The 25,107-nt window shown below is 62.9% G+C and carries 23 protein-coding genes and 1 pseudogene; 12 read left to right on the top strand and 12 right to left on the bottom strand.

The features are described from left to right. Positions 1–51: 51 nt before the first annotated feature. Positions 52–366: a YkgJ family cysteine cluster protein gene (locus GHK62_RS10465; protein WP_153438723.1), complete on the bottom strand. Its 315-nt coding sequence runs from the start codon at positions 364–366 to the stop codon at positions 52–54. A gap of 41 nt (positions 367–407) precedes the next feature. After that, positions 408–1,214 carry a 2', 3'cyclic nucleotide phosphodiesterase SpdA gene (gene spdA, locus GHK62_RS10460; protein ID WP_153438721.1) on the bottom strand — a complete coding sequence of 269 codons (807 nt, stop codon included), beginning with the start codon at positions 1,212–1,214 and terminating at the stop codon, positions 408–410. A gap of 239 nt (positions 1,215–1,453) precedes the next feature. On the opposite strand from spdA, the gene GHK62_RS10455 reads away from it, so the two are divergent. Beyond that, positions 1,454–2,488: a proline racemase family protein gene (locus GHK62_RS10455; RefSeq protein WP_153438719.1), complete on the top strand. Its 1,035-nt coding sequence runs from the start codon at positions 1,454–1,456 to the stop codon at positions 2,486–2,488. Between the two features lie 48 nt (positions 2,489–2,536). On the opposite strand, the gene GHK62_RS34205 is transcribed toward GHK62_RS10455, so the two are convergent. After that, positions 2,537–2,851: a tetratricopeptide repeat protein gene (locus tag GHK62_RS34205; protein WP_327790992.1), complete on the bottom strand. Its 315-nt coding sequence runs from the start codon at positions 2,849–2,851 to the stop codon at positions 2,537–2,539. Beyond that, positions 2,852–3,397, bottom strand: a pseudogene (locus tag GHK62_RS34200) (SEL1-like repeat protein); the annotation flags it as partial. A gap of 222 nt (positions 3,398–3,619) precedes the next feature. Between GHK62_RS34200 and GHK62_RS10445 the strand changes: the two are divergent. Then, positions 3,620–4,234, top strand: coding sequence for a FecR family protein (locus GHK62_RS10445; protein ID WP_153438715.1), 615 nt, complete (start codon positions 3,620–3,622; stop codon positions 4,232–4,234). A gap of 9 nt (positions 4,235–4,243) precedes the next feature. On the opposite strand, the gene GHK62_RS10440 is transcribed toward GHK62_RS10445, so the two are convergent. Both GHK62_RS10440 and GHK62_RS10435 read right to left on the bottom strand, forming a co-directional pair. Further along, entirely contained in the window at positions 4,244–6,124 is a 1,881-nt protein-coding gene (locus GHK62_RS10440) for a CHASE2 domain-containing protein (protein ID WP_234886841.1), read from the bottom strand. Positions 6,125–6,129: 5 nt separating this feature from the next. Beyond that, a complete protein-coding gene (locus tag GHK62_RS10435; protein WP_153438712.1) occupies positions 6,130–6,834 on the bottom strand; it encodes a Crp/Fnr family transcriptional regulator in 705 nt (234 codons plus the stop codon). A 214-nt stretch (positions 6,835–7,048) separates the two neighbouring features. Between GHK62_RS10435 and GHK62_RS10430 the strand changes: the two genes are divergently transcribed. Further along, the gene (locus tag GHK62_RS10430) at positions 7,049–7,489 is read left to right on the top strand and encodes a DoxX family protein (protein ID WP_153438710.1); all 441 of its coding nucleotides are present in this window, start codon (positions 7,049–7,051) and stop codon (positions 7,487–7,489) included. A gap of 74 nt (positions 7,490–7,563) precedes the next feature. Here GHK62_RS10430 and GHK62_RS10425 read toward each other — a convergent pair whose 3' ends face one another. Together GHK62_RS10425 and GHK62_RS10420 are read right to left on the bottom strand one after the other, a co-directional pair. After that, a complete protein-coding gene (locus tag GHK62_RS10425; protein ID WP_153438708.1) occupies positions 7,564–7,992 on the bottom strand; it encodes an RbsD/FucU family protein in 429 nt (142 codons plus the stop codon). 16 nt (positions 7,993–8,008) lie between these two features. Beyond that, the gene (locus GHK62_RS10420; RefSeq protein ID WP_153438705.1) at positions 8,009–9,241 is read right to left on the bottom strand and encodes an ROK family transcriptional regulator; all 1,233 of its coding nucleotides are present in this window, start codon (positions 9,239–9,241) and stop codon (positions 8,009–8,011) included. Between the two features lie 388 nt (positions 9,242–9,629). Between GHK62_RS10420 and GHK62_RS10415 the strand changes: the two genes are divergently transcribed. The 7 genes from GHK62_RS10415 to GHK62_RS10385 all read left to right on the top strand — a co-directional run bounded on the left by GHK62_RS10415 (position 9,630) and on the right by GHK62_RS10385 (position 16,381). Next, positions 9,630–10,655 (top strand): sugar ABC transporter substrate-binding protein, encoded by a 1,026-nt coding sequence (locus GHK62_RS10415; RefSeq protein WP_153438703.1) that lies wholly within the window; start codon positions 9,630–9,632, stop codon positions 10,653–10,655. Positions 10,656–10,869: 214 nt separating this feature from the next. Beyond that, complete coding sequence (locus GHK62_RS10410; RefSeq protein WP_153438698.1) at positions 10,870–11,952, top strand: ABC transporter permease; 1,083 nt, start codon at positions 10,870–10,872, stop codon at positions 11,950–11,952. After that, on the top strand, positions 11,952–12,734 hold the full coding sequence (locus GHK62_RS10405; protein ID WP_153438696.1) for an ATP-binding cassette domain-containing protein: 783 nt from the start codon (positions 11,952–11,954) through the stop codon (positions 12,732–12,734). Before GHK62_RS10410 ends, GHK62_RS10405 begins: the two co-directional genes overlap by 1 nt. Next, entirely contained in the window at positions 12,731–13,351 is a 621-nt protein-coding gene (locus tag GHK62_RS10400; RefSeq protein WP_153438694.1) for a nucleoside triphosphate hydrolase, read from the top strand. The genes GHK62_RS10405 and GHK62_RS10400 overlap by 4 nt, the downstream gene beginning before the upstream one ends. A 208-nt stretch (positions 13,352–13,559) precedes the next feature. Further along, a complete protein-coding gene (gene pyrC / locus GHK62_RS10395) occupies positions 13,560–14,597 on the top strand; it encodes a dihydroorotase (RefSeq protein ID WP_153438692.1) in 1,038 nt (345 codons plus the stop codon). Positions 14,598–14,675: 78 nt separating this feature from the next. Beyond that, positions 14,676–15,374, top strand: coding sequence for an orotate phosphoribosyltransferase (locus GHK62_RS10390; protein ID WP_153438690.1), 699 nt, complete (start codon positions 14,676–14,678; stop codon positions 15,372–15,374). An 80-nt stretch (positions 15,375–15,454) separates the two neighbouring features. Continuing rightward, positions 15,455–16,381, top strand: coding sequence for a carbohydrate kinase family protein (locus GHK62_RS10385; protein ID WP_153438933.1), 927 nt, complete (start codon positions 15,455–15,457; stop codon positions 16,379–16,381). 374 nt (positions 16,382–16,755) lie between these two features. Here the strand turns inward: GHK62_RS10385 and pgi are convergent, their stop codons facing one another. Then, the gene (gene pgi, locus GHK62_RS10380; protein WP_153438688.1) at positions 16,756–18,381 is read right to left on the bottom strand and encodes a glucose-6-phosphate isomerase; all 1,626 of its coding nucleotides are present in this window, start codon (positions 18,379–18,381) and stop codon (positions 16,756–16,758) included. A gap of 301 nt (positions 18,382–18,682) precedes the next feature. Beyond that, the gene (locus GHK62_RS10375) at positions 18,683–20,383 is read right to left on the bottom strand and encodes a long-chain fatty acid--CoA ligase (RefSeq protein WP_153438686.1); all 1,701 of its coding nucleotides are present in this window, start codon (positions 20,381–20,383) and stop codon (positions 18,683–18,685) included. Between the two features lie 345 nt (positions 20,384–20,728). Between GHK62_RS10375 and GHK62_RS10370 the strand changes: the two genes are divergently transcribed. Beyond that, positions 20,729–21,931 (top strand): MFS transporter, encoded by a 1,203-nt coding sequence (locus GHK62_RS10370; RefSeq protein WP_153438684.1) that lies wholly within the window; start codon positions 20,729–20,731, stop codon positions 21,929–21,931. A 177-nt stretch (positions 21,932–22,108) separates the two neighbouring features. After that, the gene (locus GHK62_RS10365; RefSeq protein WP_184108417.1) at positions 22,109–23,287 is read left to right on the top strand and encodes an AI-2E family transporter; all 1,179 of its coding nucleotides are present in this window, start codon (positions 22,109–22,111) and stop codon (positions 23,285–23,287) included. A gap of 220 nt (positions 23,288–23,507) precedes the next feature. Here GHK62_RS10365 and GHK62_RS10360 read toward each other — a convergent pair whose 3' ends face one another. Both GHK62_RS10360 and GHK62_RS10355 read right to left on the bottom strand, forming a co-directional pair. Next, positions 23,508–24,170 carry a phosphoribosyltransferase gene (locus GHK62_RS10360; RefSeq protein WP_153438682.1) on the bottom strand — a complete coding sequence of 221 codons (663 nt, stop codon included), beginning with the start codon at positions 24,168–24,170 and terminating at the stop codon, positions 23,508–23,510. Between the two features lie 4 nt (positions 24,171–24,174). After that, positions 24,175–24,834, bottom strand: a complete 660-nt coding sequence (locus tag GHK62_RS10355; RefSeq protein WP_153438681.1) for a dienelactone hydrolase family protein — start codon at positions 24,832–24,834, stop codon at positions 24,175–24,177. Positions 24,835–25,107 lie beyond the last annotated feature (273 nt).

Genomic DNA, 25,107 nt, shown 5'->3' with positions numbered 1-25,107 from the left:
GCAAACGGCGGAACATGCGGAGTGTCGCCGTCAGTGCCGAATGATCCGGTGTCAGGCGGCTGCGCCGAAATGGCGTGCGCGCGCAATCAGACATTCGTCGTCACCGGGCATACATGTGCGGCACACGATCGGTCGTACCGCATAGATCTTGCAAGCGACGAAGCGGCCGAGCGTGCCATCGAGCGCCGTGCATCGATCGTTCTCGCAACGCATGCCGCCGAGATCGGCAGCGACATATTCCGCCGGAATGCGATCGAGTTCCTCGTCTGTCTCCAGCGAGAAGCGCGGCCAATTGGCCGAATAGGCACAACAGGCGCCGCAGCTTTGACAGTCGAAATCCAGGCTGGATGAAACGGAATGGCTCATGGCCCCAGCCTAACACGAAGGCAGTGGCGTCGAAATGGTCGTCACGCCATTGCCGCGTCGCGCCGGGCAATTTCGTAGTCTTCCGTGTGGACGATGACTCCGTCACTGGTAATGAGGATGATGCCATAGGCCGCCGGCTCGTCGACGGAGAGCGAGGCGTCCGGCGTATCGAAGGGCATCGGTTGCTGATGAACCGGGCTCTTGAATATCGAGAACGGAATGCCGTGGCTCGAGCCGCTGATCGTGCGATGAACATGACCGGCGAAGATGTGGCGCACGTTGCCGTGGCGTTTCACGAGTTCGTAGAATTCCTGCCCGTTGACAAGGCGGATCATGTCGATGCTCGTGAAGCCGGTCACATGCGGAGGATGGTGCATGAAGATCAGCACCGGCCGGCCGCCGGCCTCGGCGAGTTGCCGGTCGAGCCAGGCAAGGCGCTGTCGGCAAAGATGCCCAGCGTGGCTCACCGGATAGTCGTAAGGCGGCGCGAACAGCGTGTCGAGCAGCACGGCGCGACAGTCGTCAAAATCGATGACCTGCTGGACGAAGCCGTTCTCATCGGTCGCCGCGCCGGGAAAAACATCGAGGAAAACCTCGCGTCTGTCATGATTGCCGATCATCATCGCCGCCGGCGGAACGAGTTCACCAAGGAGTGCCTTCAGGCGCTCGTAGGACGGGCGGTCGGCCCCGTGGGTGAGGTCTCCGGCAAAAATCACCCGATCCGCATCGGCATGGTAGCGATTGACGTGAGCGATCCCGCTGGCGAGCCGCCGATAGGGATCGAGCCCGATGATCGTCACACCTTCGGGAACCATATGCAGATCGGTGAAGAGGATGAACTTCGTCATGCTCGTTTCGGTGATAGGCGGTACTTTCACGCTCCCGCCCCGCGGCACAACCGTCAAGCGGCAACTTTGGGTGAATGGGCAACGGGTCGATGTACTTGTCGAGACGGTGTCGTCGGCCATCTTGCAGCAGGCCAATGAACACTGTATGCAACATCACTCCGTCTGATATATCAGGCGGCGGCGCCGACCTGGTTCGAGATCGGTGAACGGCGAGAAGACGCGATATCCGGAGATAGGTCATGAGATGGAAGCGCACGATCCAGTTGCTGGACGTTCATTGCGAGGGTGAGATCGGCAAGGTGGCGATCGGCGGCGTGCCGAAGATCCCGGGCAACTCGATCGCCGAGCAGTTGAACCACATCAACACGGTCGACGACAGCCTGCGCCGCTTCCTTTGCCTTGAGCCGCGTTCCGGATCGATCGGCTCGGTCAACCTGCTCGTGCCGCCGAAGCGGCCGGAGGCCGATGCCGGCTTCATCATCCTCCAGGCGGATCAGGCCCATGCCATGTCCGGTTCCAATTCGATCTGTGTGACGACCGCCCTGCTCGAATCCGGCATGATCGAGATGAAGGAGCCGGAGACGGTGGTGGTGCTCGACACGGCGGCAGGCCTCGTCAAGGCGACGGCCACCTGCCGCGACGGACGGTGCGAAAGGGTGAAGCTCACCATGGTGCCGTCCTTCGTGCAGGAGCTCGATGTCGAGGTCGAAACGCCGGAATGGGGCCGCATCAAGCTCGATCTTTGCTTCGGCGGCATTTTCTATGCGCTGGTCGATGTCCGCCAGATCGGCACGACGATCGAAAAGGCGAATGCGCGGCTACTGGTCGAGGCGGGCATGCTGCTCAAGGACCTCGTCAATCGCACGATCCCGGTCGTCCATCCGGAAATCCCCGAAATCAGCGGCGTCGCCTATGTGATGTTTCGCGATACCGAGACGGATGGCACGGTCCGCACCTGCACGACAATGTGGCCAGGCCGCGTCGATCGCTCTCCCTGCGGAACCGGCAGCTCGGCCAACCTCGCGACGCTTCACGCGCGCGGCCAAGTCAAGCCGGGCGACGTGCTGAAATCCCGGTCGATCATCGGCTCGGAGTTCGAGGTGGGGCTCGAGGGCGTGACGACGGTCGCCGGCCGGCCGGCAATCATTCCGACCATCTCCGGTCGGGGCTGGACGTTCGGCCTGCATCAGGTGGCGCTGGATCCGTTCGATCCGCTCGCCGAAGGATTTGCGCTGACCGATACCTGGGGGCCGCAGGCGGGCGAGATCCGCTGAGGCCCGATCGTGCGGCGGGCATTATCCCGCCGCGCACAGATGGTGTCTTCATTTGGACTGGTCCATCTTTGCCAGCATGGCGGTGCGCAAAACGCTGCCGGTGGCGATCGGGTCGAGCTTTTGTTGCCCAAGCGGATCGCCCCGATTGGCTGCCTGCCTGAACAGTTCCTGTGCGGCGACAGGGTTGCGCCGCACGCCTTCACCGCTTTCGAACATCAGGCCCAGATTGATCATCGCGTCGACATTGCCGCGCTCGGCGGCGAGCCCGTAGAATTTTGCGGCCTCTAGATTGTCTTCCGGCACCGCCTTGCCCTCGTCGAGCATCACCGCCAGATTGAATGCGGCGACGTCGTCGCCGGCGATCGATGCCCGCTCAAACCAGCGGATTGCAAGCGCGCCGTCAGCGTCGGTGCCAACACCGTCGCGATAGGCGACACCGAGATTGTAGGCGGCGAGGATGTTTCCGGCTGCCGCTGCTCGCTGATAGAGGTCGAACGCCGTTTCCGCTTCGCCCGCCTCGGCAAGCAGGGCGCCGTAATTCACCATGGCGAGCGCATGACCGCCGCGCGCGGCTTCCTCGAGGATGCGGCGCGACTGGACTTTCTGCCCGGCCTTGTCGAGGACACGCGCGAGCTGGAATTGTGTGCGCGCATCGCCATTCTGGTTATAGGCTTCGCGGCAGGCGGAAAGCGCGATACCGATACGGATGTCTTCCGTGGAAACCGCCGGGAACGATCTGTTCCGCTCGAGGTCGAATTCGCTGCCCGCTTCCCGGTCGCATTGTTCCGCGGCGGTCAGGTCGGAAGCGCGCGCCGCGGGCAGCGCGATCGCAGCAAACGAAAGGAGCATGATGGCCGCCAACAGCAGGACGTTGGCGATGCGAATGCACTGATTGATCCGGTTGCTCATGACGGTTTCCCTCTTAGCACTCCGATCCTACGGCGGTCGCGGCGCCGGCCCTGTTCCTGGGGAAACAGCGGCGCTTCACATCGGGCGGCGAAGTTGCGGGGGGGGGGAGGCGCCTGCGTCGTGCAAAGGCGAGATGCGTCTTGCTTCGCCTATGCGTGCGGTTATCCTCTGAAACGCCGGAGGCTCGAACAGGGAGCGTTGCGGGAGCAGCGAGCAAAGCCGATGCGGCAGATATTTGTGAAAAGGCGTTTTTTTGTCGGCGGCCTGATGCTGGCGGCGATCGCCGGCCGGTCGGCGCGGGCGGCGCCCAATTCCGTGGTCGGCAAGGCGGAAAAGATACGCGGCAATGTACGCCGTCGGCAGGGAGAGGACGAGGCGCGGCTTGCCGTCGGCAGTGACGTTCTCGACAACGATTATGTGTCGACGAGCACCAACAGCTTTGCCGATTTGGCGCTCAGCGAGACGCGCATCCTGCTCGGTCCGCAAACGGAACTCTTGATCGACAAGTTCATCGCCGGCCAGGGTGGCACGCTCGAACTCGGTCTTGGCCGGATGGTATTCGACCGTCCGGAAGGGCTTTCGAAGGTGAACGTGGCGGTGCGCACAGCTTTCGGCATGATCGGTGTGCGCGGCACGAAATTCTTCTGCGGCCCGAGCCGGGCCGCCTTTGCCGTCTTCGTCGAGCGTGGAGCGGTCTCGGTCCGGGGCGGCGGTGTGACGCGCACGGTTACCGCCGGCCAGGGCGTAGACTTCGACCGGCCCGGCGCAGCGCCGTCGGAGTTGACAAACTGGGGGCAGGCCCGCATCCGGGAAGCCTATGCAAGCGTCGGCTTGTAACGCACGCCGTCACGCTGCCGTTGATGGCAGGTCGGCGACTGTGAAAAGCTCCATCGGTCCGAAACCGCGGATATCGTGACGTCCGAGCGCCTGGAGAGGTACGCCCGATTGGGCCGCGGCCGCCGGCCCGATGCAGATTGCCGTTCCGAGGAACTTGTTCGCGTCCTGAAGCCGCGCCGCCAGGTTCACGGCGTTGCCATGAGCGGTGTAGTCGAGCTTGCCACCCGCGCCGACCTCGCCGAGTACGGCAGGCCCGGTTTCGACGCCGATCCGGGTTCGGCCGAAGCCGTTTTCTGCAAATTGGGGCCGCCGCCGCATTTCTTCGGTCAAGGCGTGGATCGCCACGGCGCATCCGATCGCCTTGTCGACGTGATCGTCGAGGTCTTCCGGCGCGTTGAAGAGCGCATGCACGGCATCGCCGACCACCTTGTCGACCATGCCGCCATAGCGCGAGACGAGCGCGTTCACCTCCGCGAAATAGATGTCGAGGAGGGCCACCAGCTCGTGAGGACCGAGCTTGTGAGCGAGGGTCGAGAATCCCTCGATATCGGTGAAGAGCGCGGTGACCACGCGCTCCTCGCCGGCGACGCGTCCGGCATTCGGCTGGTCGATGTAGCGCGCGACGACGGACTGCGGCAGGTATTGCGAGAATTTCTCCCGGGCGATCGCCTCGGCGCGGCGTACATGGGCAAGGTGCAGCGCACTCGTTACCACGAGCACAGCCATTAGCGCCGCACCGATGCCGACGGCATCGATGAGCCAGCCGGTCGCGACATAAATCCCGCCGGCGCCGGCGACGACGAAGAGCAGGGCGAGAAGGCCGAAGGCGAGGGTTGCGAGCGGCCGAAGCCGCGTCGCGCAAACAGCTGCAAGGGTGCCGGCAGCGAAGCTGAACAAGGCTTCCAGCAGCGGCAGCCCGCCATACCGATACGGTACGAAGCCGGTAATGATGGCATTGGCGATGTCGGCGTGGATCTGGACCGAAGGCTCAAGCGGCATCGAGGCGCTGGGCCTCAAACCGCCGAGGCTCGGCATGCTGCTGCCGATGAAGATCAGTTTTCCCTCAAGGCGGTTCCGGTCGGCCGTGTTTGCCATGACGTCGGCAGCCGAGAGCGTGCGTGCGGCAATTGCATCTTCCGAGCTTGCGACGAAGCGCAGGTTGCCCGCCTCGTCGAGGGGGATGACGGCGTGATCGAGCCGGAGCCAGGCAGGCTCGCCGCCAAGCACCGGCGTGCTGCTCCCGGCCGCGAGCCGTCCCGCTTCGATCGCAAGCGCCGGATAAGCGTCGTTGCCGAGGATCGTGAAAGCCTGCGCGCGGCGCACGCGCGCATCCTCGTCGCCGACGAAAAATCCGGCGGTCGCCGCTTTGGACGAGTCCATGAACGCCGGGCAGGACGTCTCCGCCCCTGCAATGAACCAAGATTCCGGCACCGCAAGCGGGCGCCTGAGCGCAAGCGGAGGAACGGGACGCGGATGCTCCAGCGCACGGTCCGCGGCGAGAAAGCCCAGAACGACAGGCGCCTCCGCGATCGCAGAAGCGAGCGCGACATTGCCGGCGGCGTCGGTCTCGCAATCGGAGCTGAAGACGAAATCGACCGCGATCACCTTCGCTCGCGCCGCGGCCAGCCGCGATATCAGCGCCGCCGTCGCCGCCCGGTCCCAGTTTCCGGAGCCGAGCGCTTCATGCGCCTTGCGGTCGACGTCGATAACGGTGATGTCCGGTGACCGGGGCGAGGTCACCCATTGCGTGAGGTTGTCGAAGAACAGTTCGCGCGGGGTTTTGAAGACGGTTTCGCCATAAAGATAGAGAAGCAGCGCCACCGCCAGGCTTGCGACGATCCCGCCGAAGAGCGGGGTGACGCGATGGCGGCCGCGGTGCTTCGCGCTCAATCGAGCTAGCCCTCCTCCGGATCGGCGACATTCAGGAGGCGATCGACGTTGCAGCAAATGATGCCGTCCGTGCGCTTCAGCGCACCGCATTCCTCAAGCGAGAGAATGGCGCGATTAACCTTTGGCCGGCTTGCGCCGAGAATGGCGGCGATGTCGGTCTGGCTCAAGGTCAGGCGCAGATTGGCGCTGCTCGGTAGCTCGTGGCCGTGGATCTGTTTGAGCGTTGCCAGGAAGAAACGGGCGACGCGGGCGTTGAGGTCGTAGAGCGCGATCGTTTCCAGCCGCTCGGTGGTATCGCGAAGCTGCGCACAGAGAAAGCGGATCACAGCCTCGGCGATCTGCGGCCGGTGGATGATGAGATCGAGAAAGGCCTTCTTGCCGATAACGTAGCCTTCGGATGCGATGACCGCCGTCGCGTCGGCCGACCGCGGCTGGCCGTCGAGCAGAGCCATTTCACCGAAGAGGGCGCCCCCCTCGTGCTGGCGCAGCATCAGTTCGCGGCCCTGGGGTGTGAAGAGCGAGAGCTTGATGCGGCCCGAAACCACGACGACCATGTAATTGCCTTCGTCGCCGCGCTGGAAGATGACCGTTCCTGCCGGCCATCTCCGGTACGTGGCGATGCCGGCGAGCTCCATCAGCGTCTCCTTGTCGAATTCCTCGAAAATCGGAAAGGATCGCCAGAAGGCCGGACTTCTGTTGACTTCGCTCATAAGATCTCCCCTGCGTTCCCTGCAACGCCTTGAAATTCTTCACCCAGTCCGTCCTTCCTTGCAACAGAAAAGAGTTGCTTGGATGGGAAAGTGGTTGACGATGGCTCGCGGCTGTCTCCATATTGTGAACGATGTGTTGTCGGTTGTGCAACTAGATGTTTTTGAAAATGTTGATATTTCTGGTGCCAACACTCTTCTAACAGGAGCCTCGCGCATGTCTCAGAATGTTATCGTCCTCATCGGGCGCATCCTCCTTTCGATCATGTTCATCATGTCCGGCTTCGGCAAGCTGGCCGATCCCACCTCAACCGCCGGCATGATTACCGGCGCCGGATGGCCGGCTCCGACCGCGCTCGCCTATCTCGCCGGACTGTTTGAACTCGTTGCCGGCATCGCGGTCCTCGTCGGTTTCCAGACCCGCATCGCGTCCTACCTGCTGGCCGCATTCGCGCTGGTTACCGGTCTCGTCTTCCACAGCGGCGCCATCAACGTTCCGGACTTTCCGGCGGCTGCCAACGGCCTGCTGACGGTCTTCAACCAGATCATGATGATGAAGAACATCACGATCGCCGGTGCCTTCCTGGTGCTAGCCGCCTTCGGTCCGGGCGCTCTTTCGGTCGATGCCCGCACTGGAAAGGTTCTCGCCACTGCATAAGGCGTGGCGTTTCTGACCAAAAACAAAGAGCCCGCCGGCTGTCCTGGCGGGCTCTTTGCATTTGTCGCGTTCTGTCAGGGATAGATGACGCCCTTGCGGAGAATGACGTTGCCGTAAAGGCGCGGTTCGCTGGTCTGCACCACCGTATGGGCGGCTTTAACGCGCGGATAGAAGTCGGCGCCGAGCAGCGGCACGACGTTGCGTGACGGCTCATGCCTGCCGCAGCATTCGATGATTTCCCGATGCACGGGGTCCAGCGCCTGCTTGTCCTGCTTGACCGTGGCGCGGAAGATCGCCTCGGGCACGAAATCATCGATCGGCAGGACGCTCAAGATTGCGTCGAGCACCGGGATAAGGCCGTGTCCGTCGAGCCGGATAAGGCGACGCGCGTGCTCCTGGCCCGGATAATTGCCGTCGACGAGCGCGATCTCGTCGCCGTGACCCATTGCCCTCAGTGCCGCGAGAAGTTCCGGGCCGAGCAGCGGGTTTATTCCTTTCAACATCAACTAAGCTCCTTCATCAACTAAGCTCCTTGAAGAGGACATTGGTGTCCAAGAGATAACGGGAAAACAGCGGAAGGCTCGCGCCGCCGATCGCTCGGGCGTGGCTTCCGACCGCGCCTTCGACGAGATCCGGAACCGTCACGCCCTGGAGGTCGAGCGTCTGCAGCGCCCGGCGCGTCGCCGCAAGGATGCGCGCCCGCACCCAGGGGGGGAAGCCCCCGTCGATGACCGCTGCCGAGAAATCGATGATCGATGCGGCGGAGACAACGGCCTGGGCGAGGGCCGCGGCGGTGTCCTGGATCCAGATCTCGAGCGGTTCGCCGAAGTCGATCCAATCGTCCGCCGAGTACCAGAGCGGCTGCGGATCGATGCCGCGCTCGCGCAGCAGGTTTTCGAGCACGAAGACCGAAGCGATCTTCAGCAATTGCGTGGACTTGCCGTCCTTGCCCGAGACCGGGAGCGGACCGACCGCGCCTGCGGTCCCGGTCCGCCCGGAAAAGAGGGCGGAGTTGAGGACGATGCCGCCGCCGATGAAGGAGCCGATATAGAAATAGACGAAATCGGGATAACTCGAGCCGACACCGAAGGCGAGCTCCGCTCCGCAGGCGCTCGTTCCGTCGTTCTGCAGAAAGACCGGATGGCGTATCTGCGCGGCCACGGCCGCCTGCAGGTTGGCGTCACGCCAGCGGTCCATTTCTTCCCGTGGTGCGCCGACTTCCTCGGCCCAGTTCCAGAGTTCGAAGGGCGTCGCGATACCGACGCCGGCGATCCGCGCCCGCTGCTCGGGCGCGAGTTTCTGCTCGAGTTTTTCAATGCCGCCGACGATGAAGGTGACAAGATCCTCGGGTAGTGGGTAGGTGTGGATCTGATGCAGATGCAGCCGGATATTGCCGACGAAATCCATCAGAACCAGGTCGGCGCTGCGCCGGCCGATCTTGACGCCGAAGGAGTAGACGGCATCCGGATTGAGACGCATCGGGATCGAGGGCTGACCGACGCGGCCGCGAACCGGGGCGCCGCGGATCAGGAGGCCGTCGCGTTCGAGCGCGCGCATGATGACCGAGACGGTTTGGGCGGAGAGGCCGGAGCGTCGGGCGATGTCCGCCTTCGACAGACTGCCGTGGCGGCGGACCAGCGACATGACCAGGCGCTCGTTATAGGCGCGCACCCGGGTCTGGTTCGCTCCGCCGCTTGGGTCTATCACGTCCGGTTGCGTCGATCCCTCGCGGGAATCATCTGTCAGTGACATGCCACCGTCTCCTCCCGTTGGCACCGCCGCATGACTCCTTAAATCTGGAACGACCCCAGGACAAAATCATGCCGCAAATTCAAAGGCCTACAGCGACGTCGCGCGTCCGGTGGAGCGCGCGGCGCTGTAGATGCTCGCTTGGCACGAGTCTGTTGTTTCCACTTCAGGTGGATCTGTCAATTTGACGGACGGTCGAGCTTCCTCCCGAGATCGTCCTTGAGTCTCAGAATGCCACAACCAAATAATAATTCAATTTGATTTATTTATTGACACCCTGAAAGTTTGGTGTTTGACTTATCTTCGGAAGCGCCGTCTGCAGGAGGAGAATGCTGCGGCGGCGATGCCTGGAAGCCGGCCCACCGGCGCTTTTCATCCTTGGGAGGGTTTTATGAAGAAAACAGTTCTTTCTGCCGCATTCGGCGCGCTCGCACTTGGCGTGGCCTTCGCTTCGCCGTCGCAGGCGGCCGATGTCTCCGCCTGCCTCATCACCAAGACCGACACCAACCCCTTCTTCGTGAAGATGAAGGAAGGTGCCGCTGCCAAGGCGCAGGAACTCGGCATGACGCTGAAGTCCTATGCCGGCAAGATCGATGGTGATTCCGAAAGCCAGGTTGCGGCGATCGAAACCTGCATTGCCGATGGTGCCAAGGGCATCCTGCTGACGGCATCCGACACCAAGGGCATCGTGCCACAGGTGCAGAAGGCACGCGAAGCCGGCTTGCTGGTCATCGCGCTCGACACCCCCCTTGAGCCGCTCGATGCCGCTGATGCCACCTTCGCGACCGACAACCTGCTTGCCGGCAAGCTGATCGGGCAATGGGCGGCCGCCACGCTCGGTGACGCCGCCAAGGATGCCAAGGTCGCCTTCCTCGACCTGACTCCGTCGCAGCCGACCGTCGACGTTCTGCGCGACCAGGGCTTCATGATCGGCTTCGGCATCGACCCGAAGGACCCGAACAAGATCGGTGACGAGGACGACGCGCGCATCGTCGGCCACGACGTCACCAACGGCAACGAAGAGGGCGGTCGCACGGCCATGGAGAACCTTCTCCAGAAGGACCCGACCATCAACGTCGTGCACACGATCAATGAGCCTGCCGCCGCTGGTGCCTATGAGGCGCTGAAGGCCGTCGGCCGTGAAAAGGACGTGCTGATCGTTTCTGTCGACGGCGGTTGCCCGGGCGTCAAGAACGTCGCCGACGGCGTCATCGGCGCGACATCGCAGCAATATCCGCTGATGATGGCCGCGCTCGGCATCGAAGCAATCAAGAAGTTCGCCGACACCGGCGAAAAGCCGAAGCCGACCGAAGGCAAGGACTTCGTCGATACCGGCGTCTCGCTGGTCACCGACAAGCCGGCCGCAGGCGTCGATTCGATCGACACCAAGGCCGGCACGGACAAGTGCTGGGGCTGATCGGGCTCCCAGTCAAGGCAGATCATGTCCAGCCAGATCATGTGACAGGGAAGGGCGGCCCCGGCCGCCCTTCGTGTAAGCGCCGCAGTCTTTGACAAGGCGCGGAAAACCTGCACAATTTTTAGTAATTGCTGAAACTCGCCGCGATCACAGGCGGGCCGCATCCGGCAGCAATGCAACCCCCTTGGGAGTGGGGTTCACGGGAGGAGTCTCCATGGCCGAACCAAATACAGCCGCACCGACATCCCAGGAATTCGAAAAGGTCCTGGTCAACAGCTCGACGGAAGTGGCGTCCTTCGACACGCACGACAAGACGCCGCTTCAGAAGCTTCAGCATTTCCTTCATTCAAGCCCGGCCGCCGTTCCGCTGATCGTGCTGGTCCTGTCGTTGATCGCCTTCGGCGCCATTCTCGGCGGCAAGTTCTTTTCTGCCTTCACGCTGACGCTTATCCTGCAGCAGGTAGCGATCGTCGGCATCGTCGGCGCTGCCCAGACGCTCGTCGTCCTGACGGCGGGTATCGATCTCTCGGTCGGCGCCATGATGGTGCTGTCATCGGTGATCATGGGACAGTTCACGTTCCGCTACGGCCTGCCACCGGCCTTGTCGGTTCTCTGCGGTCTCGGCGTCGGCGCGCTCTGCGGCTTTATCAACGGCACGCTCGTTGCGCGCATGAAGCTGCCGCCCTTCATCGTCACGCTCGGCATGTGGCAGATCGTGCTCGCCTCCAACTTCCTCTACTCCGCCAACGAGACGATCCGCGCACAGGATATCTCCGCCAACGCGCCGATCCTGCAGTTCTTCGGTCAGAATTTCCGCATCGGCAATGCCGTCTTCACCTATGGCGTCGTCGCCATGGTGCTTCTCGTGACCCTGCTCTGGTATGTGCTCAACCGCACCGCCTGGGGGCGTTATGTCTACGCGGTCGGCGACGACCCGGAGGCGGCCAAGCTCGCCGGCGTAAATGTCAAGGGCATGCTCGTCACTATCTACACACTTTCGGGTCTGATCTGCGCGCTTGCCGGCTGGACCCTGATCGGCCGCATCGGCTCCGTCTCGCCGACGGCAGGCCAGTTCGCGAACATCGAATCGATTACCGCCGTGGTGATCGGCGGCATCTCGCTGTTCGGCGGCCGTGGCTCCATTCTCGGCATGATCTTCGGCGCATTGATCGTCGGCGTATTCTCGCTCGGGCTTCGCCTCATGGGCACGGACCCGCAATGGACCTATCTCTTGATCGGCTTGCTGATCATCATCGCCGTCGCAATCGACCAGTGGATCAGAAAGGTAGCAGCCTGATGGCACAGGAACCCATTCTCACCGCCCGCGGTCTCGTCAAGCGCTACGGTCGCGTGACCGCTCTCGACCACGCCGATTTCGATCTTTACCCGGGTGAAATCCTGGCCGTGATCGGCGACAATGGCGCCGGCAAATCCTCGATGATCAAGGCGATCTCCGGCGCGATCACCCCCGACGAGGGCGAGATCCAGCTCGAAGGCCAGCCCGTGAATTTCCGCTCGCCGATGGAGGCCAGGAAGGCCGGCATCGAGACGGTCTACCAGAACCTCGCCTTGTCGCCGGCGCTGTCGATCGCCGACAACATGTTCCTCGGCCGCGAGATCCGCAAACCGGGCATCATGGGCAAATGGTTCCGCTCGCTGGACCGCGCGGCCATGGAAAAGCAGGCGCGGGCAAAGCTCTCGGAGCTCGGCCTGATGACGATCCAGAACATCAACCAGGCGGTGGAGACGCTGTCGGGTGGTCAGCGGCAGGGTGTTGCCGTCGCGCGTGCCGCGGCATTCGGTTCCAAGGTAGTGATCATGGACGAACCGACGGCGGCGCTCGGCGTCAAGGAAAGCCGCCGCGTGCTGGAACTGATCCTCGACGTTCGCCGTCGCGGCCTGCCGATCGTCTTGATCTCGCACAATATGCCGCACGTCTTCGAGGTGGCGGACCGGATCCACATCCACCGCCTCGGCCGTCGGCTCTGCGTCATCAATCCGAAGGAATACACGATGTCGGATGCGGTCGCCTTCATGACCGGTGCCAAGGCGCCGCCCGGCGAGGTGCTGGCTGCATGAATGTGCGGGCCTTGACGGACGAGATCCTGAAACGGGCGGCCGGCGCCGCCCGTTTCGTCGTTGCGATCGCCGGCCCCCCGGGTGCCGGCAAATCGACGCTCTCCGAAGCGCTCGCCAAGGCGCTCGTCGCGGCCGGAGAGAAGACGGCTGTCCTGCCGATGGACGGCTTCCACATGGACAATGCCGTGCTCGAAGAGAAGGGACTGCTTGCCCGCAAGGGCGCGCCGGAAACCTTCGACTTCCGATCGTTTCTCTCGACGGTCGTCGCCGTACGGGCCAATGACGGCGAAGTTCTGGTGCCGATCTTCGACCGGTCGCGCGAACTGGCAATTGCGTCCGCGCGGGTGGTCGCGCCGGAAACGCGCATCATCCTTGTCGAAGGCAACTATCTCATGCTCGATGAGGCGCCGTGGAACAGGCTCGACGGCGCCTTCGACTTTTCGATCTTCATCGATCCTGGCCTTGAGGTGATCGAGCGGCGATTGCTGCAACGCTGGTTCGAACACGGCTATGACGACGAGACCGCCAAGGCGAAGGCGTTCGGCAACGACATTCCAAACGCCCGGCGCGTTCTCGGCAGTTGCCGGCCGGCCGACCTCGTCATCCGGGATTTCTGAGAGATGGCTCGAAGCGGGATGAGGAAAAGTGTGCGCGGTTTTCCGCCCGCATCCCGCTCTCAGATTTTCGAATCGCCATTGTGTTTTGCGGCGCAATGATGATATCGAGGCGCGGTTTCACCAAATGAAGTCCCGCCCCATCGAGCGCACCGGCCGGCCGCAATGCCGCTCGCGCCGATCGGACGCGAGCATCGGGAGAACGCTGACCATGCAAGAACTCGTTATCCGCCGCCCGGATGATTGGCACCTTCACCTGCGCGACGGCGGTATGCTGCGCGGCGTGATCGCGGACACGAGCCGCCACTTCGCCCGCGCCATCATCATGCCCAATCTGGTGCCGCCGGTCGTGACCACCGCCGATGCGGCCGCCTATCGCGAGCGCATCCAAGCCGCCGTTCCCGCGGAAGATCGGTTCGAGCCGCTGATGACGCTCTACCTGACCGAGGGCACCGACCCGGACGATGTCGAGGCGGGCTACAGGCGTGGCCTCGTCAAGGCGGTCAAGCTCTATCCGGCCGGGGCGACGACCAACTCCAACAGCGGCGTTCGCGACATCGAGAAGGCGATGCCGGTTCTGGAGCGAATGGCGGAGATCGGCGTGCCGCTCTGCGTTCACGGCGAGGTGACGACCGCAGACGTCGACATCTTCGACCGCGAAGCGGTGTTCATCGAAACTGTGCTCGACCCGCTCCGCCGGCGGCTGCCAGAGCTTCGGATCACGATGGAACACGTAACAACCAAGGACGGCATCGACTATATCAGGTCGTCGAAGGCCAATCTCGCCGGCTCGATCACGACCCACCATCTGATCATCAACCGCAACGCCATTCTCGTCGGCGGTATCAAGCCGCACTACTACTGCCTGCCGGTCGCCAAGCGCGAAACGCACCGCCTGGCGCTGCGCGCGGCTGCAACGTCCGGTGACGTTCGCTTCTTCCTCGGCACTGATTCCGCGCCCCATGTCGATCCGCTCAAGGAATGCGCCTGCGGCTGCGCCGGCATCTACACCTCGATCAATACCATGAGCTGCCTTGCCCATGTCTTCGAGGAGGAGGGCGCGCTCGACCGCCTCGAGGCGTTTGCATCGTTGAACGGTCCCGCATGGTATGGCCTGCCAGTCAACGAAGAGACGATCACATTACGCAAGAGCGAAGAGCCTGTCCGCTATCCCGCCAAGGTCGAGACGGAAGCAGGCCCGGTCACGGTTTTCGATCCGATGTTCCCGCTCCACTGGGCGGTTGTCTGATTAACGAGTTTTGTTTGTCGCGCGACTGACGCCGAGAACCGGTTCTCGCTTTTCGGGTCACGCTAGAAGGAGAGATTCATGTTTTCCAACGCGTTCACCGACAAGGCGGTGATGGCCGAACTGGTCGCGAAAATGCTCTGGGAGATCAAGGCGGTGCATTTCCGCGCCGACGAGCCCTACAAGCTCTCCTCCGGCATGGCGAGCCCCGTCTATATCGACTGCCGCAAGCTGATTTCCTATCCGCGCATCCGCTCGGCGGTGATGGATTTCGCCGCCGCGACCATCCTTCGCGAGGCCGGCTTCGAACAGTTCGACGTTGTCGCCGGCGGCGAGACGGCTGGCATTCCCTTCGCGGCCATGCTTGCCGAGCGGCTCGGCCTGCCGATGATCTATGTGCGCAAGGCCCCGAAGGGCCACGGACGCAATGCCCAGATCGAGGGCCATATGCCGGAAGGAGCGCGCGTCCTGGTGATCGAGGACCTGACGACCGCCGGCGGCTCGATGTTCAAGTTCATCGATGCGATCCGTGCGGCTGGCGGCATTGTCGACCACGGCATCGCGCTCTTCTATTACGACATCTTCCCGGAAGCGCGCGGCAACATGAAAGCGAAGGGCGTCGACCTGCACTTCATCGCCACGTGGCGCACCGTGCTGGCGGTTGCCCGCGAGCAGGCGCTGTTCGACGAGAAGACGCTGAACGAGGTCGAAGCCTTCCTCAACGCTCCGCTCGCCTGGTCCGGCCGCAACGGCGGCGCCAGCGCACTCGCAGCCCAGTGAGCTTTCCGCTGGCTTTGGCAGGAAATCTGATTTAAATCGATTGAATAATCGAAGAAATAACCGTTGAGGGAGGAATGCCGATGATCGTCTGCTGCGGGGAAGCCTTGATCGATATGCTGCCGCGCGACACGGCAGCCGGGGAGAGCGCCTTCGCCCCCTATGCCGGCGGCGCGATCTTCAATACCGCGATCGCGCTAGGGCGGCTCGGCATCCCGACCGGCTTCTTTACCGGCCTTTCCGACGACATGTTCGGCGATATCCTGCGCGCTACGCTGAAAGCCGCGAATGTCGATTTTGGCCCTTGCGCGACCCTGCCGCTGCACACGACGCTTGCCTTCGTGAAACTCGTCAACGGTCATGCGAGCTATGCCTTCTTCGACGAGAACACCGCGGGGCGAATGATCACCAGGGAGCATCTGCCGGCGCTCGGCGATTCCTGCGAAGCGCTGCATTTCGGGGCGATCAGCCTCATCCCCGAGCCATGCGGCTCGACATACGAAGCCTTGATGGTGCGCGAGCACGAGAAACGCGTGATCTCATTCGATCCGAACATCCGCCCCGACTTCATCAAGGACCGCGAGGCGCATCTCGGCCGCATGAACCGCATGGCCGCGATGTCCGACATCATCAAGTTCTCGGACGAGGATCTCGCCTGGTTCGGCATGGAAGGGAGCCATGACGAGCTTGCCGCCGAATGGCTGAAGCGCGGCCCCAAGCTGGTGCTGATCACAAAGGGCGCCGATGGCGCGGTGGGCTATACAAGAGACCACAAGGTGGAAGTCGCCGGCGAACGCGTCGCGGTTGTCGATACGGTCGGCGCCGGCGATACGTTCGATGCCGGCGTGCTGGCTTCATTGAAGCTCAACAGCCTGCTGACCAGGGGTGCGGTGGCAAATCTGAGCGAAGAGGCGGTCCGTCAGGCGCTGGCGCTCGGCGCAAAGGCAGCCGCGGTCACAGTCTCGCGTGCCGGCGCAAATCCGCCATGGCGGCATGAGCTCGGGCTTTGAGGTTGATACCTGCGACATCAGGCCATCGGCCGATATGATCGGCATTTGATCGCAGTACGGAGAAATCTGGACCGGAATCGTCGCCACCCCCTCTGCCCTGCCGGGCATCTCCCCACAAGGGGGAGATCGGCAAGCGGCAAAGTCTCGCTCCGCCAAACCCGCGGTATCCAGTGCAGAGGTATCTCCGGCCAGGAGCGTGCCCCCAGCTACAGCGCCGCGCGTCCAATCGGACGCGCAAAGGTCGCTGTAGCACTTTGAATTGCTTCATGACTTTGTCCTTAAATCGATTCCGATTTAAGGAATCATGCAGTAATCTCCCCCCTGTGGGGGAGATGCCCGGCAGGGCAGAGGGGGGCGTCGCTCGCTGCTTTCGTTCAGCGCGCCGCCTTCAACAACGCCGCAACAAGGCCGGCCGTCGAAGAATCATGCCCCTCGGCGCTTTCCTTGCCTTCGACGACCGGAAGCAGCCCCGTGGCCAATTCCTTGCCAAGCTCGACGCCCCATTGGTCAAAGGAATTGATGTTGAAAAGCGCACCTTCGACGAAAACGCGATGTTCGTAGAGCGCGATCAGGCGCCCAAGCGCGAAGGGATCGAGCTCATCGTAGACGATGGTCAGGGACGGCCGGTTGCCGGTGAATACGCGATGCGGCGCGATCTTGTCAGCCTTGGCGTCATCCATGCCCTTTGAGGTGAGTTGTGCCTTGGCTTCGGCAAGCGTGCGACCCTTCATCAAGGCCTCCGATTGCGCCAGGCAGTTCGCCATCAGCAGTTGGTGCTGGTGACGCAGTTGCTTTTCGTGGCCATTGGCGGCGATCATGAACTCGGCCGGGATGATGTCGGTGCCCTGGTGGATGAGTTGGTAGAAGGCGTGCTGGCCGTTGGTGCCCGGTTCGCCCCAGACGACGGGGCCGGTCGAGAATTCGACCGGTGTGCTGTCCGTGGTGACGCCCTTGCCGTTCGATTCCATGTCGAGCTGCTGCAGATAGGCGGGGAAGCGCGCAAGGCGCTGGTCGTAGGGCAGGATCGCCCGCGACGGATAGCCGAGCACGTTGCGGTGATAGAAGCCGATCAGGCCAAGCAGCATCGGAATGTTCTGGCGCAGCGGGGCGTTCCGGAAATGCTCGTCGATGGCATGGCCGCCATCGAGGAAGCGCCCGAAATTTTCTTTGCCGATCGCGATCATCAGCGGCAGGCCGATCGCCGACCAGATCGAATAGCGTCCGCCGACCCAGTCCCAGAAGCCGAAGACGCGCGCCTGATCGATGCCGAAGGCCGCGACCTTGTCGAGCGCGGTGGAAACGGCGGCAAAGTGGTGGCCGACCGCAGCCTCGCCGAGCTTGCCGGCGATGAAGGCGCGGGCAGTGGCGGCATTGGTCATTGTCTCGATCGTGGTGAAGGTCTTCGAGGCGACGATGAAGAGTGCGGTTTCCGGGTCGATAAGTTTCAGCGTGTCGGCGATATGCGCACCGTCGATATTGGAAACGAAATGCAGCCGCGGGCCGTCGTGGAAGGGAGCGAGCGCCAGCGTTGCCATCACAGGGCCGAGGTCTGAACCGCCAATGCCAATGTTGATGACATCGGTGATCTTCTTGCCGGTGGCGCCCTTCAAGGCGCCCGAACGAATGTCATCGGCAAAGGCCCCCATCGCATCGAGCACAGCGTTGACATCGGGCATCACGTCCTTGCCGTCGACAAGCACGGGCCGGTTGCTCCGGTTCCTGAGCGCCGTGTGCAGCACGGCGCGGCCTTCGGTGATGTTGATGATGTCGCCACGGAACATGGCGTCCCGCTTTTCTTCCACCTTCGCAGCCTTGGACAGTGCTTCGAGACCATCGAGAATCCGGTCATTCACCGCGCATTTCGAATAGTCGAAGAGGAGGTCGTCGAGCGTCGTGCTGAAGCGGGAGAAGCGGTTCCGGTCGGCCGCGAAGGCGGCGCGAATGTCGGTTGCATTGGTTTCGCGTGCAGTGGCTTTGAGGTTTTCGACAAGCGCTTTCATCGCAGGCTCCTTGCATCGGAAATTGGCTGCGATAGCTAGTCGGTTTGTTTGCGGTAAATCAAGGGCATGTGTGCGCTGCAGCGAAAAAAGGCGGTGCCCGAGCTTCGGCCCACACGTTTACGCCGGCCGGGAGTCTGCCCCTCACCCTAGCCCTCTCCCCGCAGGCGGGGACGCGCGGCGTACTTTTCAGGGAATTATAGAGCGAGGCGGCTGCGGCAGATCCCCTTCGCCCCGCCTGCGGGGAGAAGGTGGCCGGCAGGCCGGATGAGGGGCTTCGCGGACTTTGGAGCGAACGGGGGGCCTAGCCGCGCAAATCCTTGCGCAGGATCTTGCCGACATTCGACTTCGGCAACTCGTTGCGGAATTCCACGTGCCTCGGCCGCTTGTAGTTGGTGAGGTTGGCGGCGCAGTGGCGCTTGACGTCCTCTTCGGTGAGGTCCGGATCCTTGCGCACGACGAAAAGCTTCACGGCCTCTCCGGAATGCGGATCGGCAACCCCGATGGCGGCACATTCGAGGATACCGGGGTGGGTTGCGGCAACCTCTTCGATCTCGTTCGGGAAAACGTTAAAGCCCGAAACGAGGATCATGTCCTTCTTGCGGTCGACGATCTTTGTCAGCCCGTCGGCATTCATGAAGCCGATGTCGCCGGTGCGGAAAAAGCCGTCCGGCGAGATCGCCTTATCCGTCTCGTCCGGACGCTGCCAATAGCCGGCCATGACCTGCGGGCCGCGGATGCAGATTTCACCGATTTCGCCGATCGGCAGCGTATTGCCCTGCTCGTCACGGATCTCGACCTCGGTGGAGGGAAGCGGCATGCCGATCGTGCCAGTGAAATCGCCCGTATCAAGCCGGTTGGCGGTCGCGACCGGCGAGGTCTCCGAAAGGCCGTAGCCTTCATGGATCGGGCAGCCGGTCATCGCCATCCAACGCTCGGCCACAGGCCGCTGCACGGCCATGCCGCCGCCGAACGTCAGCACGAGCGAAGAAAAGTCGAGCTTCTTGAATTCGGCGTTGTTCATCAGAGCGTTGAACAGCGTGTTGAGGCCGGGGAAGATGTTTGGCCGGTACTTGCCGAGTTCCTTGACGAAGGCGGGAATGTCGCGGGGATTGGGGATGAGGATGTTGTTGCCGCCCGTCGAGAGGCCCATCAGCGAATTCACGGTCAGCGCGAAGATATGATAGAGCGGCAGCGCGCACATGAAGGTCAGGTTTTCCGGACGAGGCTTGCGCCGGAAGGCGGTCTCCAGCCACAGCTCCATCTGAGCCATGTTGGAAAGCAGGTTGGAATGGGTGAGGGTGGCGCCCTTGGAGACGCCCGTCGTGCCGCCGGTGTATTGCAGGAAGGCAACGTCCGACGGCGCCGTGTGGGGCTTCGTGAGGGTCAGTTTCGCACCCCTGGCAAGCGCGGTCCGGAAGGAGAGATGCCCCGGGAGCGACCAGGCCGGCACGAGCTTCTTGACGCGCCGCACGACGAGATTGACGACCGCCCCCTTGACGCCGAGCATGTCGCCCATGCTTGCAACCACCACATGCTTGACCACCGTGCGGGCGAGGACCTGCTCGACCGTGTGGGCGAAATTCTCCAGCACGAAGATCGCCTTGGCGCCCGCATCGACAAGCTGATGCTCGAGCTCGCGCGGCGTGTAGAGCGGATTGACGTTGACCACCGTCAGCCCCGCACGCAGGATGCCGTAGACGATCACCGGGTTCGGCAGGATGTTCGGCAGCATCACGGCGACGCGATCACCCTTTTTGAGGCCGAGCGATTGCAGCCATGCGCTGATCGCGGCCGAATGGGTATTGAGGGCGGCGAAACTCAGCGACTTGCCCATGCAGGTGAACGCCGGACGCCAGGAATATTGCGCGACAGCGTGGTCGAAGAACTCGCCGATGGAGCGATAGGGCAGGGGGCCGATTTCGGCCGGCACGCCGGGCGGATAGGATTTCAGCCAGATTTTTCCCGTATTGGAACCCGCCTGCTGCGTGCTTGCTTCCGCCATGACCTCTCTCCCTGTGGTCGCCACTGACCGGCCGTGCTCACGGCGAAGAAAAATCCCTCCCGATCTTCCTCTCCGTCGAAGATGAAGCTTTTGCAGCCTCTCTTCAAGCCGTGAATCCGATTATATGACTTTGACGTAAACGTCAACAAGATGCGCCGTGTAATACACCGGGAGAATGCACGAGATTTTGATGCGTGCTCCAGCATAACTCCTTGCGATCGTTGGCAAACAATCTATAGTGCGCCGCAGCATAATTCTCCCCGGCATCATTGGTGTCACGCCGTTCGCGGCATTTCCACATAGCGATTCTTGAGCAGCGGCTGAAGGCCGCAGCAAGGCTGTTCCATGTCCGAAGACGTCCTTCCCTCCGCCCTTCTGACACGTCGCAGCCGCGTGTCTGCCGCCGAGATTGCGCTCGCCGTCGGCGGGTTCGGCATTGGCACAGGTGAATTTGCAATCATGGGGCTGCTGCCCCAGGGCGCCGAAGACGTTGCCGTTTCGGTGCCGAAAGCCGGCGCGGTGATCAGCGCCTATGCCTTGGGTGTCGTGGTCGGCGCCCCGTTGATTGCCGTTCTCGCCGCTCGCTTTGCGCGTTTTCAAGTTCTTCTCGTCCTGATGGCGCTGTTCGCTCTCGGCAATTTTGCCAGCGCGGCAGCTCCGGATTTTTACACACTTGTCGCGGCGCGGTTCCTCGCCGGGCTGCCGCACGGCGCCTATTTCGGCGTCGCGGCGGTCGTCGCTGCCGGCCTTGCGGCACCCAACCAGCGGGCACGGGCTATCGGCCGGGTGATGATGGGGCTGACGATTGCCACGCTCTTCGGTACGCCGCTTGCTGCCTGGTTCGGCCAGGCGCTCGGTTGGAGGACCGCCTTCACTGTCGTCGGCGCCATCAGCCTGCTGACGATGGCCCTGACCTGGTTCCACGTGCCGCGCGACGAGGGCGATCCGCAGGCGACGCCGCTGCGCGAACTCGGCGCACTCGGGAAGTTGCAGGTCTGGCTGCTGCTCGGCATTTGCGCCATCGGCTGCGGCGGCATGTTCGCGGTTTTCAGCTACATCACGCCGGCGCTGACGGAGGTGGCGGGCGTTTCGCTCGGCAATGTGCCGGTCATGCTGTCCGTCTTCGGCGCCGGCATGATTCTCGGCAACATCGTCGGCTCACGCCTCGCCGACTGGTCGTTGCTGCCGGCGATCGGCATTGCGATCGCCTTCAACATCTTCGCCTACGTGCTGTTCTATTTCACCATGTCGAACTCGTGGATAGCGATCGTCAACGTGCTCTTCATCGGTGGTGGCTTTGCGGTCGTGCCTGGCGTGCAGACACGGCTGATGGACGTGGCGGGCAAGGCGCAGGCGCTCGCCGCCGCCCTCAGCCACTCCGCCTTCAATCTCGCCAATGCGCTCGGCGCCTGGCTCGGCGGCGTGTCGATCGCCGCCGGTTACGGCTGGACCTCGACCGGGCTCGTCGGTGCGGTTCTCGGCCTTGCCGGCTTTGCCATCTTCTTCGTCTCGATCCTCGTCGACCGCCGCGAGCGGCTGGCAAAATGAGCCTTTGAAGAGATCTGTCGACCCGAAATTTCGCGCGACATCTTGAGTGTGCCTAAATTTCCCTGTCATGTCCCGCCGCTAACGTTCGTGGCGATCGGAAACTGAGTGTCAACACAGCGGATGGGCTGGCAAGGCCTCGGCTTTGTTGTAAGGTTTCTAAAAGACGGAGGATGACAGGTGCAATTGGGCAATCGTGAACGAGAAAACCTTCCCGCGGAGCCGAGGCTCTTCGGGCAGCCGGCCCATTCACGCTCTGCCCTCGTCCTGCCGATCTCGGCCGCTCGCTGGCTGCTCGTCCTCGTTCTGCTCGCAGGGGTCTATTTCTTCCACGGCTTTGTGGTGCCGGTGCTCGCTGCCGTCGTTATCGGCTTTGCGAGCTGGCCGATTTACAGACGGCTGCTTGACGCGGTGAACGGCAACCGCACCCTGGCAGCTACGATCGCCATCATCTCCGTGATCGCTTTCATCGTCGTGCCGATCTCGCTTGCGGCGGCCTATGCGGTCGACGAAGTGCGCGACTGGCTGGTCTGGGCGGTCGAGACCAATGCCAATGGTGCGCCGGTGCCCGCCTGGCTGACGACGATCCCGATTGCCGGTCCCTGGCTCGGTGAGCAATGGGTGAAATATATCGGCCATCCGGGGGCGCTCGGCGAACTGGTGCAGCTCGTCAGCGGCTCCAATATCGGCAATATCTATCGCGGCGTACTCGTGGTCGGCGCATCCGCCTTCCAGTCGTTCCTGACGCTGCTCTTCATGCTGATCACGCTGTTCTTCGTCTATCGCGACGGCCAGTCCTTCTCGAGGCAGCTCGACCACCTCGGCGAGCGGATCTTCCCGATGCGCTGGGAGCGGCTGTCCCGCGTCGTGCCGCTGACCATCAGCTCGACGGTGACCGGCATGGGCATCATCGCGATCGGCGAAGGCATCGTTCTCGGGGTGGCCTACTGGCTGGCCGGCGTCCCGTCGCCGGTAACCCTCGGCATCATCACCGGCATCATGGCGCTGATACCCGGCGGCGCGCCGCTTTGTTTCACGCTCGTGTCGATCTATCTCGTGGCAAGCGGTTCGCCCGTGCAGGGCGTCGCCCTCTTCGCCTGGGGCACGACCGAGCTTTTCATCGTCGACAAGACGCTGAGGCCGAAACTCGTCGGCGGACCGATCAAGCTGCCATTCCTGCCGACCTTCTTCGGGCTGATTGGCGGCGTGAAGACGATGGGCTTTCTAGGCCTGTTCGTTGGCCCTGTGCTTATGGCTTTGCTTGTCGCCATCTGGCGGGAATGGCTGCACGAGGTAACCACGCAGCCCGAGCAGCCGACCGTCAACCACATCTCGCGGGCGGATATATCCGTGAAGTGATGTGCTGGCCTACAGCGCCGTGCGTCCCTTAGGACGCACAAAGGACGCTGTAACTCTTTGATTCCACGCATCGTGCTTTCCGAAAATCGGGTCCGATTTTCGGGCCGATGCGCTAGCCAGGCGGTCACCGGGAATCGTCGCGGCGACTGTTCGGCGTCGTCGCGCGAGGAAGCGTATTCGCTGCTGGCACGGCGAACGGCAGATTGAAGACGCAGGCAGCTCAAGCCGCGTCGTGAGCCTCGTCGAGAAGCCTGCTGACCTCTTCGTCCGATGTCTGGTCGAAGTCGATATAGTGGCGGCCGACCGTCCGGAACGTGTCCGGGGTTTGCAGACATATGACGTCGTCAGCTTCCGCTTTCAGTTGCTCGAGGGCGTCGCTCTCTGCGACCGGAATGGCAAGAATGATCTTGCCCGTTCCTGCTTTGCGCAGCGCCTTCATGGCAACCTTGACAGTGCCGCCGGTCGCGACGCCGTCGTCCACGACGATCACCGTGCGCCCTTCGGTTGGCGTCGGAGATCGGGCTCCCTGATAGACTTCGCGTCGCCGCTCGATTTCGGCGAGCTGGTGCCGAGTTTCGGCCTCGACGTAAGCAGCGTTCGGATTGACGGTGCGCATTGCCTCTTCGTTGTATACGAACTGCGGGTCACTGCCGTCCACCACAGCGCCGATGCCATATTCAGGATGCCCCGGCGCGCGGATTTTGCGCACCAGAACCAGCTCGAGCGGTGCGTGCAAGGCCTTGGCTATTTCGGATGCCACGGGCACGCCGCCGCGCGGCAAGGCCAAGATCAGGGGGTCCGACTGGGCATATTTTTCCAGAACGCCTGCGAGCTGCCGTCCGGCGTCCCGTCGATCTGCAAATTTCTGCTGTGGAGATCTCATGGTCTCATATCCCTCTTTGAGTGTTGCCGAGATGGATCAAGAACCAGTCTGCCGCATGCCGGATTACCTGATCCATTGTGCCGGGCTCCTCGAACAGGTGGCCCGCACCGTCGATAATGATGAGCCTCTTCTCGCAGGTCAGCGCCTCGAAGGCGCGTTGGTTCATCTCGATCACCGGTCCGTCGAGACTTCCGACGAGAAGGAGGGTTGGAGCGCGAACGCCCGGTAGCATCTGTATCGCAAGGTCAGGGCGGCCGCCGCGCGATACCACCGCGCCTACATCCGGTTCAGCGTAAGCCGCCTGCAGCGCCGCGCCGGCGCCTGTGCTTGCGCCGAAGTAGCCGACCGCCATGTGCAATATTTCGGGAACTTCGGTGACCCAACGCTTGGCCGCCACCAGCCGATCGGCGAGGAGATCGATGTCGAAGACGTTCCGGCGGTCCTGTTCCTCTTCGGGTCTCAGGAGATCGACGAGAAGTGTCGCCAATCCTGCTTCCCGCAGTGCGGCCGCAACGCGATTGTTTCGGGGGCTGAAGCGCCCGCTTCCACTGCCATGGGCAAAGATCACGAGGCCGCTCGCGCCGGAAGGGACGCCGAGAAAGGCCTCGATGCCCGCTGGGTCGATTCTTACGGACTGTACATCTTCAGGTGTCGAAAAGGCCATCTGCTTGCCCTCTCAATCGTGGCGCAGGCGTTGTCGTCGCTGGAGCTTTCGGCTTCGCCCCGGTCAGATTCCCACCGGAAACAAGGTTCGGCATGGTGACTGGCTGGAGCGTTCCGCCGACCTCATGTGCTCCAATCCCCGCAGGCGCCGATTGTTCCCCGCTTCACAAGACGATCGGCTGGAACCCTTTTCCCGAGCGGAGGTTTTGGTGGTGGGAGCAGAGCGCCGCGGCGCCCTGGATCAAATCGTCCCAACCAAGGCAAAGGTGCAATC

Origin of the sequence: Sinorhizobium terangae (genome assembly GCF_009601505.1) — a bacterium.
GTDB classification, from domain to species: Bacteria; Pseudomonadota; Alphaproteobacteria; order Rhizobiales; family Rhizobiaceae; genus Sinorhizobium; species Sinorhizobium terangae.
This window is presented reverse-complemented; position numbering and strand designations above follow the sequence as displayed.

Excerpts from the sequence above, each read along its gene's own strand:
- GHK62_RS10430 (WP_153438710.1), top strand. The coding sequence starts at position 7,049 with ATGTCTCAGAATGTTATCGTCCTCATCGGGCGCATCCTCCTTTCGATC.
- pgi (WP_153438688.1), bottom strand. The coding sequence starts at position 18,381 with ATGAAAGCGCTTGTCGAAAACCTCAAAGCCACTGCACGCGAAACCAAT.
- GHK62_RS10360 (WP_153438682.1), bottom strand. The coding sequence starts at position 24,170 with ATGAGATCTCCACAGCAGAAATTTGCAGATCGACGGGACGCCGGACGG.
- GHK62_RS10390 (WP_153438690.1), top strand. The coding sequence starts at position 14,676 with ATGTTTTCCAACGCGTTCACCGACAAGGCGGTGATGGCCGAACTGGTC.
- GHK62_RS10400 (WP_153438694.1), top strand. The coding sequence starts at position 12,731 with ATGAATGTGCGGGCCTTGACGGACGAGATCCTGAAACGGGCGGCCGGC.
- spdA (WP_153438721.1), bottom strand. The coding sequence starts at position 1,214 with ATGACGAAGTTCATCCTCTTCACCGATCTGCATATGGTTCCCGAAGGT.
- pyrC (WP_153438692.1), top strand. The coding sequence starts at position 13,560 with ATGCAAGAACTCGTTATCCGCCGCCCGGATGATTGGCACCTTCACCTG.
- GHK62_RS10445 (WP_153438715.1), top strand. The coding sequence starts at position 3,620 with ATGCGGCAGATATTTGTGAAAAGGCGTTTTTTTGTCGGCGGCCTGATG.
- GHK62_RS10375 (WP_153438686.1), bottom strand. The coding sequence starts at position 20,383 with ATGGCGGAAGCAAGCACGCAGCAGGCGGGTTCCAATACGGGAAAAATC.
- GHK62_RS10435 (WP_153438712.1), bottom strand. The coding sequence starts at position 6,834 with ATGAGCGAAGTCAACAGAAGTCCGGCCTTCTGGCGATCCTTTCCGATT.
- GHK62_RS10385 (WP_153438933.1), top strand. The coding sequence starts at position 15,455 with ATGATCGTCTGCTGCGGGGAAGCCTTGATCGATATGCTGCCGCGCGAC.
- GHK62_RS10420 (WP_153438705.1), bottom strand. The coding sequence starts at position 9,241 with ATGTCACTGACAGATGATTCCCGCGAGGGATCGACGCAACCGGACGTG.
- GHK62_RS10355 (WP_153438681.1), bottom strand. The coding sequence starts at position 24,834 with ATGGCCTTTTCGACACCTGAAGATGTACAGTCCGTAAGAATCGACCCA.
- GHK62_RS10455 (WP_153438719.1), top strand. The coding sequence starts at position 1,454 with ATGAGATGGAAGCGCACGATCCAGTTGCTGGACGTTCATTGCGAGGGT.
- GHK62_RS10415 (WP_153438703.1), top strand. The coding sequence starts at position 9,630 with ATGAAGAAAACAGTTCTTTCTGCCGCATTCGGCGCGCTCGCACTTGGC.
- GHK62_RS10465 (WP_153438723.1), bottom strand. The coding sequence starts at position 366 with ATGAGCCATTCCGTTTCATCCAGCCTGGATTTCGACTGTCAAAGCTGC.
- GHK62_RS10405 (WP_153438696.1), top strand. The coding sequence starts at position 11,952 with ATGGCACAGGAACCCATTCTCACCGCCCGCGGTCTCGTCAAGCGCTAC.
- GHK62_RS10370 (WP_153438684.1), top strand. The coding sequence starts at position 20,729 with ATGTCCGAAGACGTCCTTCCCTCCGCCCTTCTGACACGTCGCAGCCGC.
- GHK62_RS10410 (WP_153438698.1), top strand. The coding sequence starts at position 10,870 with ATGGCCGAACCAAATACAGCCGCACCGACATCCCAGGAATTCGAAAAG.
- GHK62_RS10425 (WP_153438708.1), bottom strand. The coding sequence starts at position 7,992 with ATGTTGAAAGGAATAAACCCGCTGCTCGGCCCGGAACTTCTCGCGGCA.